Raw genomic sequence first — 15,519 nt, 5'->3', positions numbered from 1 at the left:
AACGAGGGTGCAGCCATGCTGCTCAACCTGTTCAATGAAATGCGCGCGGCCAAGGTGCCGGTTTCGGTCCGCGAACTGCTGGACCTGATCAACGCGCTGAAACACAACGTCGTCTTCGCCGACATGGACGAGTTCTATTACCTCGCCCGTACCGTACTGGTGAAGGACGAACGCCACTTCGACAAGTTCGACCGGGCCTTCGGTGCCTACTTCAAGGGCCTGCAGAACCTCAATGAGCACATCGAGGCCCTGATTCCCGAGGAGTGGTTGCGCAAGGAATTCGAACGCATGCTCACCGACGAGGAGCGTGCGCAGATCCAGTCCCTCGGCGGCCTGGACAAGCTGATCGAGGAGTTCAAGAAGCGCCTCGAAGAGCAGAAGGAACGCCACGCCGGCGGCAACAAGTGGATCGGCACCGGCGGCACCAGCCCCTTCGGCTCCGGCGGCTTCAACCCCGAGGGCATCCGCGTGGGCGATGCCGGCAAGCGCCAGGGCCGTGCCGTGAAGGTCTGGGACCAGCGCGAATACAAGAACCTCGACGACCAGGTGGAACTGGGCACCCGCAATATCAAGGTCGCCCTGCGCCGCCTGCGCAAGTTCGCCCGTGAGGGCGCGGCGGAAGAACTGGACCTGGACGGCACCATCGACCACACCGCGCGCGATGCCGGCCTGCTCAACATCCAGATGCGTCCGGAACGCCGCAACACGGTGAAACTGCTCCTGCTGCTGGATATCGGCGGCTCCATGGACGCCCACGTGAAGGTCTGCGAAGAACTCTTCTCCGCCTGCAAGACCGAGTTCAAGCACCTGGAGTACTTCTACTTCCACAACTTCATTTATGAGTCCGTGTGGAAGAACAACCTGCGCCGCACTTCCGAACGCACCTCCACCCTCGACCTGCTGCACAAGTACGGGCCGGATTACAAAGTGGTGTTCGTCGGCGACGCCGCCATGGCGCCCTACGAAATCACCCAGGCCGGCGGCAGCGTCGAGCACTGGAACGAGGAGCCCGGCTACGCCTGGATGAAACGCTTCATGGAGAAATACAAGAAGCTCATCTGGATCAACCCCTACCCCAAGGACACCTGGAACTACACCGCCTCCACCAACATCGTCCGCGAGCTGATCAACGACCAGATGTACCCCCTGACCCTGCAAGGGTTGGAGGATGGGATGAAGTTTCTGTCCAAGTGACGAGAACGGGCCCACAAGGGCCCGTTTTCTTTGGGTCGTAACCCTTCGTCGCGCCCTGGACCGCCACGGGCTCAGCCGCGCGGAGCCAGCCTTTCCGCCAGCCGCTCCAGGGGCAGCTTGGTCAGCGCGAACCCCGCCAGCAACGTCGCCGCATACAGCGCGAAGTCACGGGAGATCGCCTGGCCCTCGTACCAGGCGCCAATGAGCACCGCAAACACCGGAAAGATAATGAAGACAAAGGAGAGAACGACCGGGCTCAGGCGCTTGAGCAGGAAGAAGTAGACAATGAATCCGCCCACCGACGCACACAGCCCCAGGTAAGCCAGGGCCCACCAGGACTCCGCGCTGATACCGCTGAAATCCGGCTGCTCCAGCCCCAGTCCCGCCGAGAACAGCATCAGCCCGGCCAGGCCGATTGGCAGGGTGTTGTAGGTGATGACGCTGATCCGCGCCCCCCTCTGCTTGGTCACCACGTAGCACAGCGCATGCATGAGCGCGGCGGCGAGGATCGCCAGCACCCCGGCGAAACCGGAATGCGCCAGGCTCAGGCCCTGGCCACGGAGGATCATGAACAGGCTGCCGAAACCGATGGCGATGCCCACCACCTGGGACAGATGGATGCGTTCGCGGAGGAAAATCGCCGAGAAGATCAGGATGAACACCGGCATGCAGCTGAACAGCAAGGCGGTGAGGCCGGAGGAAACCTGCAGTTCACCGTAGTTCAGCAGGTAATACGGCAGGCTGAAGTAGCACAGGGTCACAAAGACGAAGAAGCCGAGCCGCGCCTTCGGGAACAGCAACGGCTCGCCGCGTAGCAGGGCGAAGCCGAGAAACAGCGGAAAGGCGATGAGGAAGCGCAGGCCGGAGGCCGTGAGCGGCGGAACCGTTTCCACGGCGATCTTGATACCCAGCCAGGTGGTGCCCCAACTGATGCAGACCACCAGGAAGAGTAACGCGGTGACCAGGCCCTTCAGCCACCGCTGCGAGGGTGTCGCGACATTCGCAGTCGATTCGATAATTGACATGATATCAAAGCATCCAATTTGCTAGATTAACGCCGTCAAATCACGCTATTCGGACTGCAAATGACTGTCAAACTGATTAATGACACCCTGTCATTGCTCAAGAATGCACTGGAGTCGGGACAGGGAACCAAGTACCAGCGCCTGGCGGCAGCGCTGCATGAGCAGATTCGCGACGGCGGCCTGGAAGCCGGCAGCAAGTTGCCGCCCCATCGCATCCTGGCCGACCGTCTGGGCATCACCGCGGGCACCGTCAGCCGCGCCTATGCCGAGCTGGAACGCCTGGGGCTGGTGGTCGCACGGGTCGGCGACGGCACCTTCGTGCGCCAGCACGACGTCGAGCGCAAGCGCGATACCGGCTTTCGCAATGCCTCGGACAAGACTCCCGGGCTGTTCGACATGAGCCGCAACCTGCATATCCCCGGACAGGAAACCGCGTTCCTCGCCGACAGCCTGCGGGAGCTGGCGAATGACCCGGACCGGCTGCACGAACTGACCCTCTACAGCCCCGAACAGGGCCTTCCGCGACATCGCCGGGCCGGCGCCCGTTGGCTGGCCCAGGGCGAGTTCCGCCCCCAGGCCGAGCAGATACTGTGTACCAACGGCGCCCAGCACGCCCTGCTCTGCACGCTGATGGCGCTGCTACGCCCCGGCGACAGCGTGGCCACCGAACAGCTCACCTATCCCGGACTGATCGGTGCCGCGCGCATGCAGGGCATCCGCCTGCTGGGCGTGGCGATGGACGAGGAAGGCCTGATCCCCGCCGCCCTGGATGAAATCTGTCGGCACAACCGGGTCAGCGCCCTGTATTGCACCCCGACCTTGCAGAACCCCACCACGGCCGTCATGTCGCCCGCGCGCCGAAAAGCCATTGCCGAGCTGTGCCGGCAGCACAACCTGCTGATGATCGAAGACGAAGCCCACGCCGTGCTGGTGGCGGATCGCCCGCTTCCGCTGAGTCATTACGCGCCGGAGCGGGGTGTCCTGATCGGCAGCCTGAGCAAGGCGGTGGCCGCTGGCCTGCGGGTCGGCTACCTGCACGCCCCGACGGCACTGCTGGGGCGATTGGCGGCGGCCCTACGCGGCTCCTGCTGGATGGCGACACCGCTGGCAATGGAACTGGCCTGCAACTGGATCGAAGGCGGTGTGGCGGAGCAGCTCCGGCGCCAGCAGGTCGTCGAGTTGGCGAGACGCAAGGCGCTCGTGCAAGGCCTGCTGGCGGACACGCGCTACCACACGCATCCGCAGAGCCCGCACTTCTGGATCGAGGTGCCGGAACCCTGGCGGGCGGCGGATGTGGAAGCGGAGCTAAAGCTGAAGAATGTCCTGATCTCGACCGCGGAAACCTTCGCGGTGGGACGGGCGGCGGTCCCGCAGTTCGTGCGGGCCAGCGTCAGCAACGCCAGCCACGACGATGGCTTGCTGCTGGAAGGCTTCCGCGCGCTGGCCGAGGCGCTGCAGGCGGGCACGGCGGAGTCCGTCGAGTAGCTGGCGAAGCGTTGCCCGAACGGCGGCTCAGAACCTGTGCCGCTGCTGCACACGCTGGCTGCGTCCGACGCCGGCGGCGGAGCCGATGAGCAGACACAGGCTTTCCACCACCCACGCCAGCAGCAGGCCACAGCCCAGGCCCCAGGCCATGGCCTCGGGCTTGAGCAGCAGCTGGTAGCCGTAGGCGGCGAAGGTTTCCCGGCGCAGTTCCGGGTTGGCCATGGCCAGCACATGCCAGGCGCGTTGGTACCAGGGGCCTTGCAGAGCCCGCCATTCCGCGTGCATCAGCTCGGCGCGGGCCACCAGGTGGGCGATGCTGTCGGCGTCGCTGCGCATCACCGGGTCGGCGCTGGCGCGGTAGTGGGCCACCAGCGCGACCAGGTCGCCCTTGAAGAAGCGCCGGGCGGTGTCGCGGAAACCCGAAAGCCCCTCTTCCGCCTCGATGCGATGGGCCTCCACGCGCTTGGCGTAGTCTTCGACGAAACCCGGCACCTGCACGCCCACCAGCAGGCCCAGGGTGAAGAGGATCAGGCGCAGGTAGCTTCGCAACATTCCCTGTTCTCCGCTGCTCAGGTACGGCCCTGGGTGACGATCTCGCCACGACGCCAGAGAATCCACTCGCCGGGCTGGTAGAGGTTCCAGGTTTCGTTGTCGGTCAGGGGTTCCGTGGCGATGACGGTGACCACGTCGTTGGGCGTGGTTTCCGACTGGAAGTCCACGGTGAGGTCGGCGTCTTTCAGGCTCGCCGGGCCAAAGGGTGCGCGGCGGGTGATGTGGGCGAGCTTGCTGGAGCAGAAGCTGAACAGCCAGTCGCCGTCGCTCAGCAGGCAGTTGAACACGCCCTTCTGGCGGAATTCGAAGCAGGCCTGGATCAACACCGGCAGGAGGATCTCGGCCATCACCGGCTCGGGGAACGCGCCGCGCACCCGGTTGAGCAGGTCGCAGAAGGCCGCTTCGCTGTCGGTATCGCCGACCGCCGTGTAAAAGCCCTTGGGCGGCGCGAAGCCCGCCAACTGGCCGTTGTGCGCGAAGCACCAGTTGCGGCCCCAGAGTTCGCGCACGAAAGGATGGGTGTTGGACAGGCAGACCCTGCCGACATTGGCCTGGCGGATGTGGCCGATGACCGTTTCGCTCTTGATCGGGTAGCGCTGCACCAGGCGCGCCACCTCGGAATCGACGCTGGCCGAAGGGTCCTGAAACAGGCGCAGGCCGCGGCCTTCGTAGAAGCCGATGCCCCAGCCATCGCGGTGCGGACCGGTGCCGCCGCCGCGCTGCATCAGGCCGGTGAAGCTGAAGACGATATCGGTGGGGACGTTGGCGCTCATGCCGAGCAGTTCGCACATGTTCAGAATTCCAGCTTCAGGGCGTTCTTCAGTTGGTCGGCTTCACGCTCCAGGCGCGCCTGCAGGCTGGCGCGGCCGAAGGGCAGGAAACGGGTCAGGGCGCGCCAGAGCAGACCGACGAGGTCGCCCCGGCGACGCGGAATCAGGTGCAGATGCAGGTGCGGCACGTGCTGGTTGGAAGCCGGGCCGTCGTTGATCAGCAGGTTGATGCCTTCGCGCCCGTAGCCCGCCCAGCGCAGGGTCTGGCTGAGGCGCGCAGTGAGCGCCAGCAGCCGGTCGCGGGCTTCGCCGGAAAGGTCGGTGAGCAGCGGCGCGTGTTCGCGGGCAACGACCAGCACGTGGGCGGGGCGCAACGGGTAGATATCCAGCAGCACCAGGAAGTGCTCGTCTTCATGCAGCAGGTGGGCCGGCAGCTTGCCGGCGGCGATGGCACAGAACACGCAGTCCATGGGCACTCCTTGGCGAGGGATGGCTCATGCTGAACGTGTCGTGCCCCGGCTGCAAGGCCTCGGCGTTACAGACGGGGCTCGATGCGCAGGCGGCGGTCGCCGTGGTTGTCGTAGCGGGTATCCGCCTCGGCGGCGCGCTCGCGCATCACTTCGCGCAGGGTGGGCTCTTCGTCGGCCGTCCGGGCGGCCTCGCGCTCGGCACGGCGGGCCTGGAGCTTGCGCTCGATAGGCCAGCGGATGCCGGCGAAGACCAGATACAGGACGAGCGCGATGAGGCTGTACATGGTCAGGTCCAGCGCTGCCTTCCAGGCGTTGTTGCCGACCTTGAACACCAGGTCCAGCGCGGTGATGGCCACGGCCGGAGCGAACATGTCCTTGGCCGGGTCGACTATGGTGGGGGTCAGCAGCAGCACCGCCACCAGCACTCGCAGGGGTTCGCGCAGCCAGCGCCACATCCAGCCGGTCAGGCGGAACCAGACCAGCAGGCAGCCGAGCGCGGCCACTCCGTAGGCGGCCCAGGCGAGCAGGTAGTCGTTTTCAGTCATTGGCGTCCGTGGCAAGGCTGGCAAAAGGGCGCTTATGATAAACGCTTTTCATGGTTCCGGCGCTCCTGCCGTCGCCGCCGCCCGCCTTCGAGACTGCCCATGCCCCAAGCTCCCATCGCCCGCATCGAACCCGGTGACGACCCCTACCGCTGGCTGGAGGAACGCGACGCCCCCGACGTGCTCGCCTACCTCGAAGCCGAGAACGCCTGGCTGGAAACCGAGCTGGCCGACCAGAAGGACCTGCGCGAAGCGCTGTTCCAGGAGATCAAGGGGCGCATCCGCGAAACCGACCTGTCCCTGCCGGTGCCCTGGGGACCCTGGCTGTACTACCAGCGCACCACCGCCGGCGACGAATACCCGCGGCATTACCGCTGCCCGCGTCCGGCCGACGGCTCACTGACCCTGGACGAAGCCGGCGAGCAGTTGCTGCTGGACCCGAACGAGCTGGCGGCCGGCGGCTTCCTGTCCATCGGCGCGTTCAGCGTCAGCCCGGACCACAAGCGCCTGGCCTACAGCCTGGACACCAGCGGCGACGAGGTCTACCGACTGTTCATCAAGGACCTGGCCACTGGCGACATCACCGCCCTGCCCTTCGAGCAGTGCGACGGCAGCATGACCTGGGCCAACGACAGCGCCACGCTGTTCTTCGGCGAGCTGGACGACACCCACCGCCCTCATCGCCTGTACCGCCACCGCCTGGGCGAGGCCAGCGCCGAGCGGGTGTTCGAGGAAGCCGACGGGCGCTTCTTCCTGCATTGCTACCGCGCCAGCTCCGAGCGCCAGCTGATCCTCCTGCTGAACAGCAAGACCACCAGCGAAACCTGGGTGCTGGACGCCGAGACGCCCGACGCCGCCTGGACCTGCCTGGCCCCGCGCGAGGAAGACCACGAGTACTACGCCGACCACGGCCAGCTGGACGGCCAATGGACCTGGTTCATCCGCAGCAACCAGAGCGGCATCAATTTCGCCCTCTACCGGGCCACGGACGCCGCGCCGGGACGCGCCCACTGGAAGGAGCTGATCGCCCATGACGCGGCACGCATGCTGGAAGGTGTCAGCCTGAACGCCGGCGGCTACGTGCTCAGCCTCCGCGAAGGCGGCCTGCCGATCATCCAGGTGCACCCGGACGGCGCCGCGCCCTACCCGCTGCAACTGCCGGACGCCGCCTACAGCCTGTACGTGCAGGACAGTCTGGAATTCGACAGCCCGGTGGTCCGCCTGCGCTACGAGGCGCTCAACCGCCCGGCCCAGGTGCGCCAGCTGGAACTGGCCACGGGTGCGCAGCAGGTGCTCAAGGAAACACCGGTGGAAGGCCCCTTCGATGCCGACGCCTACGTCAGCCAGCGCCTCTGGGCCACGGCGGCGGACGGCACGCGCGTGCCCATCAGCCTGGTGGCCCGCCGCGACACCCTGGGCAAACCCGCCCCGCTCTACCTCTATGGCTACGGCGCCTATGGCGAAAGCCTCGACCCCTGGTTCTCCCATGCCCGCCTGAGCCTGCTGGAGCGCGGCTTCGTCTTCGCCATCGCCCATGTGCGCGGCGGTGGCGAGCTGGGCGAGGCCTGGTACCGCGCCGGCAAGCTGGAGCACAAGCAGAACAGCTTCGGCGACTTCATCGCCTGCGCCGAACACCTGATCGCCGAGGGCTATACCACCAAGTCGCAACTCGCCATCAGCGGCGGCAGCGCCGGCGGCCTGCTGATGGGCGCGGTGCTCAACCTGCGCCCGGAGCTGTTCGCCGCGGCCATCGCCGAAGTGCCGTTCGTCGACGTGCTGAACACCATGCAGAACCCTGACCTGCCGCTGACGGTGACCGAGTACGACGAATGGGGCGACCCGAACGAGCCGGAGGTGTACCAGCGAATCAGGGGCTATGCGCCCTACGAGAACGTCCGCGCCCAGGACTATCCGGCGATGCTGGTGGTGGCCGGCTACAACGACAGCCGCGTGCAGTACTGGGAAGCAGCCAAATGGGTGGCCCGCCTGCGCGCCACCCGGACCGACGACAAGCCGCTGCTGCTCAAGACCGACCTCGGCGCCGGCCACGGTGGCATGAGCGGCCGCTACCAGGCGCTGCGCGACGTAGCCCTGGAGTACGCCTTCCTGCTCAAGGTGCTGGGCCTGCCCCAGCGTTGATCAGGGGTTGCCGGTGCTGGTGCCGAGCCCCTGGCTGTTGCGCTCCAGCTTCTGCTCCAGCGCGGGGATCGGCTGGTCGCGCTGCTCCAGGGATTCCCGCAGGCGCTGCTCCTGGTCCGGGCGCTTCATCAGTTGCGGGCTTCCGCTCTGCGGCGAGGGGCTGGTGATCGCGCGCGGCGCCACCTGCGGATAAGGCTGCGGGTTCGCTGCACCGGGCGCCCCCGCAGGCGCTTGCAGGGGCGCCTGCAGCAGCGGTGGATTTTGTCCGAGCGCCGTGCCGGCGACCAGGACCAGCGCCAGCAGCGACGGAACACGAAAGAGGATCATGGTCCCGGCCTCCTGTTCAGGGATGCCTTCAGTCTAATCCCCGCCCACCCGGATGCCGCCCACGGCGACGGGATGCCGGCGACCTCCGGCGCCCGGACTAGACTTTCCTCGAACCCCTGGGGAGAGCACGGCGGATGAGCACGAGCCCCACGAGCAAGCTGGACAGGCTGCTCGCCGACGAACGCAAGCGACGCGAACACAGTTACCGGGAACAGGCGCTGAAGCTGTTCCCCTGGGTCTGCGCGCGCTGCGGGCGTGAATTCAGCGGCAAGCGCCTGTCCGAACTGACGGTGCATCACCGCGATCACAACCATGACAACAACCCGCCGGATGGGTCGAACTGGGAGCTGCTCTGCCTCTACTGCCACGACAACGAGCACGCCCGCTACACCGACCAGCAGTGGCATGGCGAGGAACAACCCGGCGCCCGGCAGGGACCGCGCGCCACCTACAAGGCATTCGCCGCCATCGGCGACCTGTTGAAGCGCGAGGAATAGCCCGCCGGGCCGTTCGTCACCGAGTCCGCAAGGAGATCACGATGAAGATCCTGATGGTACTGACCTCCCACGACCAGTTGGGCAACACCGGCAAGAAGACCGGCTTCTGGCTCGAGGAGTTCGCCGCGCCCTACTTCGCCTTTCGCGATGCCGGCGCGGAGGTGGTGCTGGCATCGCCCAAGGGCGGCCATCCGCCACTGGACCCGAAAAGCGACGATCCGGAGTTCCAGACCGAGGCGACCCACCGCTTCCGGAACGACGACCAGGCCCGCCGCGCCCTGGCCAACACCCAGGTGCTGGCCGGCCTGATGCCGGGCGACTATGACGCCGTGTTCTACCCGGGCGGCCACGGCCCGATGTGGGACCTGGTGGAGGACCTGCACTCCATCGTGCTGGTGGAAACCCTCTACGCCGCCGGCAAGCCGGTGGGCGCCGTGTGCCACGCGCCGGCGGTACTGCTCAACGCCAAGGCGCCGGACGGTGCGCCGCTGGTGCAGGGCAATGCGGTGACCGGCTTCGCCAACTCCGAGGAAACCGCCGTGGGCCTGGCCGACGTGGTGCCCTTCCTGCTGGAGGACGAACTCAAGGCGAAGGGCGGCCATTACTCCAAGGTGGCGGACTGGCAGCCCCATGTGGTCGCCGACGGCAACCTGATCACCGGCCAGAACCCGGCCTCGTCCGAGCCCGTGGCGGCGGCGCTGCTGGAGCTGCTGAGCGGGCGACGGGGGGAGATGTAGGGCGGGCGCGAACAGCCTGTCGGGTCAACGCAACAGCTTGGTGTCCAGCACGTCCGACGCGCTGCCCATGATGTTCTCGGTGATCTCGATGAAGTCCTTGGTGCTGGCCTTGTCCAGGCGCATCAGGCCACGGGCCACATCGTCCATGGAATGCTTGCCGTCGGTGCGCAGGCGAATTTCCTTGTCCAGGTCCTGCAGCAGCAGCACGGCACGGGCGGTAATGGCGCCGGTGGCGTGCTCGCCACGCAGGCTGTCCACCTTCTTGCTCCACTGGCGCAGTTGCCGGCGAACCGCCTCGTAGCGGTCATCGGTTAGGCCGCCGGCGCGGCGCAGCAGTTCGATGGCGTAATACTCAGCGATGCCTTCGCTGATCCAGTCGCTGCGGTCGGTGTCCTGGATGCGGCTGAGGACGTGCACCAGCTCATGCATCAGGGAGCTGGTGCCGTTCTCGCTCACCAGCGGCCGCGCCGCGTGCATGAAGAAGGAGTTGGGCGCCGACAGCCCGCCACGCCACATAGGGTCGTTGGCGCCGACGATCAGCAGCTTGCCGGGCTCGCGGGGAAAGACTTCCCGGGCATGGGGCCAGACGAAGGTCAGCAGGGTGAGGACGTCCATGCGGCGCATGCCCTCGCCCAGCGGTGCGCTGACAGTGACATCGGTATTGCCCAGGGCGGCGCGCCGGCTGCCCAGCTTGCCGGCAAGTATCCAGCCGGTGGGACGGTCGAAAATGCGTTCGGGGTTGTCGATGCGGAATCGATTCTTGCCGATGCGCGGCCAGCCGGTTTCCACCGACTTCCAGCCCTTGGGCAGCTCGAAGCGCAAACGGGCCACCAGGTCGACGCCCGCCACCGCGTCCAGGCGCGCGGCCGGCACCAGGTCGTCGCCGCGCAGCAAGGCCCAATCCGGGGTCATGCGGGCATCGAAACGGCCATCGCCGCGCGGGTGGCTGACGCGCACCCTGTAGGTGAGGCTGGCCTTGCCGCTGCCGGGCACCCAGGTGCCGTGGGCGGGGTCGTCCTGGGTCCAGCTGCCGCTGGCCTTGAAATCGCTGTAGTAGCCCTTGTCACCCAGGTTGAAGCGCAGGCTGCGCACGCCGTCGCCCTTCTCCAGCACCAGGCTGACTTCGGCCTGGTCGCTGTCCGGCAGGAAGCGCACCTGGTAGTCGAGATCGACCTTCTTGGCCGCCCACAGCGGGGCGCTCAGGGTCAACAGGACAGTGGACAGCAGCAGCCGGGAACGGGCGGACATCGAAGGTGGCTTCCTTGGTGGGTAACGGTCAGTCCCTGAGACTCGAAAGGCGGCGATTCGATCCTTGTCCGCCTCAGCCTGCGCGAAAAATCAAATAGTCTTCCCAGTCGTCCTCCGCCACGCTGTTTTCGCTGAGCATGCGTCCGGACTGGGAGATACCAGCCTTGTGCACCGCCTCAGGGTCGTTGCAGACGAGAGGGTGCCAGGGCGGCAGGTCCTTGCCCTCGGCCACCAGGCGGTAGCCACAGGTGGGCGGCAGCCAGCGGAATTCGTCGGCCTGGGCCGGGGTGAGCTGGATGCAATCGGCGACGAACTGACGGCGGTTGGCGTAGTCGGTGCAGCGGCAGGTCTTGAGGTCCAGCAGCTTGCAGGCGATACGCGTGTAATAGACGCCACCGTCGTCCTCGTCTTCCAGCTTCTGCAGACAGCAGAGGCCGCAGCCGTCGCAGAGGGATTCCCACTCCTCCTGATCGAGCTGAGCGAGGGTCTTGCGCTTCCAGAAGGGTTCGACTTTGGCGGCCATGGCGTACGGGAGGGGGGTTGATTCGGGGCGCGTAGTTTAGCAGGCGGTTAAAAAACTACCTACGTTGCCATCGCCGCGTTCATAACAGCCTCACATGCTCATTTACCGCACGTAAGCTGCGTTTTTTCACCTGTTTTTGCCTGGCGCTGGCCGCCCCTGACCCAAGTTATTCAACGGCCCGTTCGTCGGCTCCGGGGTGTCGGCCAAGCATAGCTGACCGCTGGTTTCCGGGCGGCGGGCTCAGTAGCCGCGCTCGAAGTTCACCTGGCCGCGCAGGGGCTCGCCCGCCCGATAGCGATGGAGGTTGTCGACGAAGAGCGCCGCCATGGCGCTCGGCAGGGTCGGGGCCGAGCTGTGGCCGGTGACCAGCAGGTGGGGCGCAGTCCAGAACGGATGCCAGGCGGGCAGCGGCTCTTCGCGGCAGACGTCGATCACCGCCGCGGCCGGTCGGCCGGCCTGCAGCGCCGCCACCAGGTCATGATCCACCACCGCCACGCCGCGCCCGGCATTGATGAACAGCGCAGTCGGCCGCATGCGCGCGAAGAGCGCCGCATCGTAGATATCGCGGGTCGCCGGGGTATCCGGCAGCAGGTTCACCACGCAGTCGGCCCAGGCCACCTGTTCGGCCAGGGTCTCCATGCCGAGGACCCGCTCGAACGGTTCCAGCGGCCTGGGCTCGCGGGCGATGCCATGCAGTTCGACGCCGAAGGGTTCGAGGAAGCCCGCCACGCTCTGGCCGATATCGCCGCTGCCGACGATCAGCACCCGCTTGCCCTCCAGGCTGTGCGGCAGGCGATTGTCCCAGCGCTTCTCGGCCTGGGCGGCGACGCGCGAGAAGAGCTGCCGCTGGTGGGCCAGCAGGTAGGTAAGGACGTACTCGGCCATGACCTGGCCGAAGATGCCGACAGCGCGGGTCAGCCGGTAATCGTGCGGCAGCTCGGCGGCCAGCAGCGGCGTAATGCCGGCCCAGGTGGACTGCATCCACGCCGGCTTGCAGCCCCGGCGCAGCAACTGCGCCAGCAGGTCGGGCTGGCCGAGCCAGACCGGACACTCCCGCGCCGCCTCCAGCAGGCGCTCCACATCGACGCCACCATGCAACTGCAGGCCGGCCTCGCCGCGCAGCAGGTCGGCGTAGAGGGCGAACTCTTCTTCGGCGATCAGGACTTTCATCAGACGGGGTCGTTCATCCGCAGCAGCTCTTCCGGCAGGTGCTCAATGTAGTCCTCCTGGGCCGGCGGCATTTGCAGGTGGAAGCCCTGCTTCTCGATGTTTTCCAGCACCTTGCCGATGTCTTCGCGGGCCAGTTGGCGTTCGGGGGAAAGCACCAGGTCGAAGGCGTGCTGCGGGGCGCCGAAGGCAGCGAGCAGGGCTTCGGGGACACGGGTCAGGGCTTCGCGCTTGTCCACGTAGAGGTACATCTCGTTCTTGCGCGAACTCTTGTAGATGGAGCAGATACGTTTCATGGTCGGACTCGTGGGGCAGGCCGTGCCGGTCGGCACGGCTGAAGGGTCATTGGCCGGCCGTGGCCAGGGCATCCAGCAGGGCCTGGCCCATCAGTTCGCGGCGCCAGCCACGCAGGCCCTCGGGCAGGCTGTAGGGGCCATCGGGATAGCCGCTCTTGAGCAGGGCTTCCAGGTGTTTCTTGCGCAGCATCAGTTCCGGCGCCATGCCCAGCCGTTCGGCCTCGGCCTGGCCCACGGCACGGAGCTTCTTCAGCAGCGGCGTGGCGTCCGGCGGTAGCGGCTCTGGCAGGGCCTCGGGCCAATGCTCGGGCGGCGTCTCGGCGGCCTCGCGGATCAATTTAAGCAGGGTATTGCCGTCCTGGCGCACGGTGCGCGGGTGCATGTCGTCGATCCGCGCCAGCGACACCAGGTTGTCCGGCTGGTAACGCGCCAGGGGCCAGAGGCTGTGTTCCCGCAGGATGCGATTGCGCGGCTGGTCCCGCAGGCGCGCCTCGATCTCGCGCCAGGCGCAGAGTTCACGGAGCACGGCGAGCTGCGCACGGGACAATTTCCAGGCCAGCTTGGCCTCGCGGTAAAGCTCCTCGGGAACGACCTCGCGGCGCAGGTTGGCCACCAGTTCGGCGCCGTCTTCCAGCATCCAGGCGCGCTTGGGATCGACCAGGCGCGGCTCCAGCGCGGCGTAGAGTTCTGCCAGGTGCTGCACGTCCTCGGCGGCATAGCGCACCTGCATCTCGGTGAGGGGACGCTGCAGCCAGTCGGAACGGGTTTCGTCCTTGGGCAGCTCGATGCCGAGCACCGACTGCACCAGGCGCGAATACCCCATGGAATAGCCGATACCGAGATAACCCGCGGCCAGTTGCGTGTCCAGCAGCGGTTGCGGCAGGGCGCCGGTCAGGCGCAGGAAGACCTCCAGATCCTCGCTGCAGGCATGCAGCACCTTGAGCACCGCGCGGTCTTCCAGCAGCTCGGCGAATGGCGACCAGTCGCCGATCAGCAACGGGTCGATCAGGTACGCCCGCTCGCCGTCGCCGACCTGCACCAGGCCGGCCTTGGGATAGAAGGTGTCGACCCGCATGAACTCGGTGTCCAGGGCCACGAAGGGCAGGCGCCGCCAGTCGGCGCAATGTCTGGCCAGCGCAGCGTCGTCGCGGATCCAGGTAATGTCGATGGCCACAGGGTTCTCCTTGAATCAGTGGCGCGCAGTATATCGCGCGGGGCGCCCGCTACGCGCCTGGCATCGCTTTCGCCCGACACGGGCCAGCCTTGAGGACCGACCCAGCTCGCCGCGAATCGGCCTCCGCGGGCGTTTCATCGGGGTGGGTGGCGCGCTGCCACGGCGCTGTCGACGGTGCCCCATCCACCGCTGCGACATTCAGCCCTGGCGCGGGAGGCCGGCCGGCTGCTAAAAAGCCCGCGCACAGAAGAACAAGGCTCCGGCCATCGCTCACCTGAACGGATACAAGAAGATGAAAAAGTTGCTGGGCCTTCTTGCCCTGCTGGTCGCCGCCCTGGCGATCTACCTCGTTGTCACGCCCTCCCCCATCGACCCGCTGGCGTGGGACGCCCCCAAGGCGCCCGAGATGACCGGCGTGCTGGAGCCCAACGACACCCTGATGAAGGCCGAACTGGTCGCCCAGGGCCAGTTGCACGGTCCGGAAGACACCGCCGTCGACGCCCAGGGCCGCCTCTACGCCAGCCTGCACGACGGGCGTATCGTGCGGATCGCCGAGAACGGCGAGGTCGAGACCTTTGCCGAGACCGGCGGCCGTCCGCTGGGCATGGACTTCGACGCCGCCGGCGACCTGATCGTCGGCGATGCCTACAAAGGCCTGCTGCGCGTCGACCCGCAAGGCCAGGTCAGCGTGCTCGCCACCGAGGCCGAGGGCGTGCCCTTCCGCTTCACCGACGATCTGGATATCGCCCGCGACGGTCGCATCTACTTCACCGACGCCTCCAGCCGCTTCCAGCAACCGGACTACCTGCTCGACCTGCTGGAAGCCCGCCCCCACGGCCGCCTGATGCGCTTCGACCCGGCCAGCGGCAAGACCGAGGTGCTGCTCAAGGACCTGTACTTCGCCAATGGCGTGGCGCTGTCGGCCAACGAGGACTTCGTGCTGGTCAACGAGACCTACCGCTACCGCATCACCCGCTATTGGCTCAGCGGCGACAAGGCCGGTAGCCATGACGTATTCATCGACAACCTGCCGGGCCTGCCGGACAACCTCCAGGGCGACCGCCAGGGCAGTTTCTGGGTCGCCCTGCCCTCGCCGCGCAAGGCCGACGCCGACTTCCTCCACACCCAGCCCTGGCTCAAGGCACAGCTCGCCAAGCTGCCGCGCATGTTCTGGCCCAAGCCGATTCCCTATGGCCTGGTGCTGCAACTGAACGAGCAGGGCGAGATCGTCCACAGCCTGCACGACACCAGCGGCACCCACCTGCGCATGGTCACGTCGGCCAAGCCGGTAGGCGACTACCTCTACCTGGGCAGCCTGGAAAACGATCGGATCGGCAAGCTGAAGATTCGCTGAGGGCAGAACACCGGGCTCA

General features: G+C 66.9%; 17 protein-coding genes. 6 read left to right on the top strand and 11 right to left on the bottom strand.

Translation table 11 applies throughout. From position 1 onward, the window contains the following. The first annotated feature begins 15 nt into the window (after positions 1-15). Positions 16-1,194: a vWA domain-containing protein gene (locus tag PJW05_RS10190; RefSeq protein WP_271411591.1), complete on the top strand. Its 1,179-nt coding sequence runs from the start codon at positions 16-18 to the stop codon at positions 1,192-1,194. A 71-nt stretch (positions 1,195-1,265) separates the two neighbouring features. On the opposite strand, the gene PJW05_RS10185 is transcribed toward PJW05_RS10190, so the two are convergent. Next, positions 1,266-2,168, bottom strand: coding sequence for a DMT family transporter (locus PJW05_RS10185; RefSeq protein ID WP_442969250.1), 903 nt, complete (start codon positions 2,166-2,168; stop codon positions 1,266-1,268). Between the two features lie 111 nt (positions 2,169-2,279). Between PJW05_RS10185 and PJW05_RS10180 the strand changes: the two genes are divergently transcribed. After that, the gene (locus tag PJW05_RS10180; RefSeq protein WP_271411589.1) at positions 2,280-3,704 is read left to right on the top strand and encodes an aminotransferase-like domain-containing protein; all 1,425 of its coding nucleotides are present in this window, start codon (positions 2,280-2,282) and stop codon (positions 3,702-3,704) included. 27 nt (positions 3,705-3,731) lie between these two features. Here PJW05_RS10180 and PJW05_RS10175 read toward each other — a convergent pair whose 3' ends face one another. From PJW05_RS10175 to PJW05_RS10160, 4 genes are all read right to left on the bottom strand, one after another. After that, entirely contained in the window at positions 3,732-4,256 is a 525-nt protein-coding gene (locus PJW05_RS10175) for a DUF2937 family protein (RefSeq protein WP_271411588.1), read from the bottom strand. A gap of 17 nt (positions 4,257-4,273) precedes the next feature. Next, the gene (locus PJW05_RS10170; protein WP_271411587.1) at positions 4,274-5,047 is read right to left on the bottom strand and encodes a class II glutamine amidotransferase; all 774 of its coding nucleotides are present in this window, start codon (positions 5,045-5,047) and stop codon (positions 4,274-4,276) included. Between the two features lie 2 nt (positions 5,048-5,049). Then, positions 5,050-5,496 carry an HIT family protein gene (locus PJW05_RS10165; protein ID WP_271411586.1) on the bottom strand — a complete coding sequence of 149 codons (447 nt, stop codon included), beginning with the start codon at positions 5,494-5,496 and terminating at the stop codon, positions 5,050-5,052. Between the two features lie 65 nt (positions 5,497-5,561). Continuing rightward, the gene (locus tag PJW05_RS10160) at positions 5,562-6,041 is read right to left on the bottom strand and encodes an MFS transporter (protein WP_271412200.1); all 480 of its coding nucleotides are present in this window, start codon (positions 6,039-6,041) and stop codon (positions 5,562-5,564) included. Positions 6,042-6,134: 93 nt separating this feature from the next. Here PJW05_RS10160 and PJW05_RS10155 point away from each other — a divergent pair, with 93 nt between their 5' ends. After that, entirely contained in the window at positions 6,135-8,177 is a 2,043-nt protein-coding gene (locus PJW05_RS10155; RefSeq protein WP_271412199.1) for a S9 family peptidase, read from the top strand. Here PJW05_RS10155 and PJW05_RS10150 read toward each other — a convergent pair whose 3' ends face one another. Then, positions 8,178-8,504, bottom strand: a complete 327-nt coding sequence (locus PJW05_RS10150) for a hypothetical protein (RefSeq protein ID WP_271411585.1) — start codon at positions 8,502-8,504, stop codon at positions 8,178-8,180. 134 nt (positions 8,505-8,638) lie between these two features. Between PJW05_RS10150 and PJW05_RS10145 the strand changes: the two genes are divergently transcribed. Both PJW05_RS10145 and PJW05_RS10140 read left to right on the top strand, forming a co-directional pair. Then, positions 8,639-9,001: a YajD family HNH nuclease gene (locus tag PJW05_RS10145; RefSeq protein ID WP_271411584.1), complete on the top strand. Its 363-nt coding sequence runs from the start codon at positions 8,639-8,641 to the stop codon at positions 8,999-9,001. Between the two features lie 41 nt (positions 9,002-9,042). Further along, positions 9,043-9,738 carry a type 1 glutamine amidotransferase domain-containing protein gene (locus PJW05_RS10140; protein WP_271411583.1) on the top strand — a complete coding sequence of 232 codons (696 nt, stop codon included), beginning with the start codon at positions 9,043-9,045 and terminating at the stop codon, positions 9,736-9,738. A gap of 24 nt (positions 9,739-9,762) precedes the next feature. On the opposite strand, the gene PJW05_RS10135 is transcribed toward PJW05_RS10140, so the two are convergent. From PJW05_RS10135 to rnd, 5 genes are all read right to left on the bottom strand, one after another. Next, entirely contained in the window at positions 9,763-10,986 is a 1,224-nt protein-coding gene (locus PJW05_RS10135; RefSeq protein ID WP_271411582.1) for a hypothetical protein, read from the bottom strand. A 73-nt stretch (positions 10,987-11,059) separates the two neighbouring features. Continuing rightward, the gene (locus tag PJW05_RS10130) at positions 11,060-11,509 is read right to left on the bottom strand and encodes a YcgN family cysteine cluster protein (protein ID WP_271411581.1); all 450 of its coding nucleotides are present in this window, start codon (positions 11,507-11,509) and stop codon (positions 11,060-11,062) included. Positions 11,510-11,749: 240 nt separating this feature from the next. After that, positions 11,750-12,679 carry a D-2-hydroxyacid dehydrogenase gene (locus tag PJW05_RS10125; RefSeq protein WP_271411580.1) on the bottom strand — a complete coding sequence of 310 codons (930 nt, stop codon included), beginning with the start codon at positions 12,677-12,679 and terminating at the stop codon, positions 11,750-11,752. Further along, a complete protein-coding gene (locus PJW05_RS10120; protein WP_271411579.1) occupies positions 12,679-12,972 on the bottom strand; it encodes a YcgL domain-containing protein in 294 nt (97 codons plus the stop codon). Before PJW05_RS10120 ends, PJW05_RS10125 begins: the two co-directional genes overlap by 1 nt. A gap of 46 nt (positions 12,973-13,018) precedes the next feature. Further along, positions 13,019-14,146 (bottom strand): ribonuclease D, encoded by a 1,128-nt coding sequence (gene rnd / locus PJW05_RS10115; RefSeq protein WP_271411578.1) that lies wholly within the window; start codon positions 14,144-14,146, stop codon positions 13,019-13,021. A gap of 292 nt (positions 14,147-14,438) precedes the next feature. On the opposite strand from rnd, the gene PJW05_RS10110 reads away from it, so the two are divergent. Next, positions 14,439-15,500 carry an SMP-30/gluconolactonase/LRE family protein gene (locus PJW05_RS10110; RefSeq protein ID WP_271411577.1) on the top strand — a complete coding sequence of 354 codons (1,062 nt, stop codon included), beginning with the start codon at positions 14,439-14,441 and terminating at the stop codon, positions 15,498-15,500. Positions 15,501-15,519: the final 19 nt, after the last annotated feature.

Origin of the sequence: Pseudomonas sp. Q1-7 (assembly GCF_028010285.1) — a bacterium.
In the GTDB taxonomy this organism is placed as follows: domain Bacteria; phylum Pseudomonadota; class Gammaproteobacteria; order Pseudomonadales; family Pseudomonadaceae; genus Metapseudomonas.
This window is presented reverse-complemented; position numbering and strand designations above follow the sequence as displayed.

Coding starts and splice junctions, on each gene's coding strand:
- PJW05_RS10170 (WP_271411587.1), bottom strand. CDS start 5,047: ATGTGCGAACTGCTCGGCATGAGCGCCAACGTCCCCACCGATATCGTC.
- PJW05_RS10125 (WP_271411580.1), bottom strand. CDS start 12,679: ATGAAAGTCCTGATCGCCGAAGAAGAGTTCGCCCTCTACGCCGACCTG.
- PJW05_RS10160 (WP_271412200.1), bottom strand. CDS start 6,041: ATGACTGAAAACGACTACCTGCTCGCCTGGGCCGCCTACGGAGTGGCC.
- PJW05_RS10135 (WP_271411582.1), bottom strand. CDS start 10,986: ATGTCCGCCCGTTCCCGGCTGCTGCTGTCCACTGTCCTGTTGACCCTG.
- PJW05_RS10165 (WP_271411586.1), bottom strand. CDS start 5,496: ATGGACTGCGTGTTCTGTGCCATCGCCGCCGGCAAGCTGCCGGCCCAC.
- PJW05_RS10150 (WP_271411585.1), bottom strand. CDS start 8,504: ATGATCCTCTTTCGTGTTCCGTCGCTGCTGGCGCTGGTCCTGGTCGCC.
- PJW05_RS10140 (WP_271411583.1), top strand. CDS start 9,043: ATGAAGATCCTGATGGTACTGACCTCCCACGACCAGTTGGGCAACACC.
- PJW05_RS10130 (WP_271411581.1), bottom strand. CDS start 11,509: ATGGCCGCCAAAGTCGAACCCTTCTGGAAGCGCAAGACCCTCGCTCAG.
- PJW05_RS10110 (WP_271411577.1), top strand. CDS start 14,439: ATGAAAAAGTTGCTGGGCCTTCTTGCCCTGCTGGTCGCCGCCCTGGCG.
- PJW05_RS10190 (WP_271411591.1), top strand. CDS start 16: ATGCTGCTCAACCTGTTCAATGAAATGCGCGCGGCCAAGGTGCCGGTT.
- PJW05_RS10145 (WP_271411584.1), top strand. CDS start 8,639: ATGAGCACGAGCCCCACGAGCAAGCTGGACAGGCTGCTCGCCGACGAA.
- PJW05_RS10120 (WP_271411579.1), bottom strand. CDS start 12,972: ATGAAACGTATCTGCTCCATCTACAAGAGTTCGCGCAAGAACGAGATG.
- PJW05_RS10175 (WP_271411588.1), bottom strand. CDS start 4,256: ATGTTGCGAAGCTACCTGCGCCTGATCCTCTTCACCCTGGGCCTGCTG.
- PJW05_RS10180 (WP_271411589.1), top strand. CDS start 2,280: ATGACTGTCAAACTGATTAATGACACCCTGTCATTGCTCAAGAATGCA.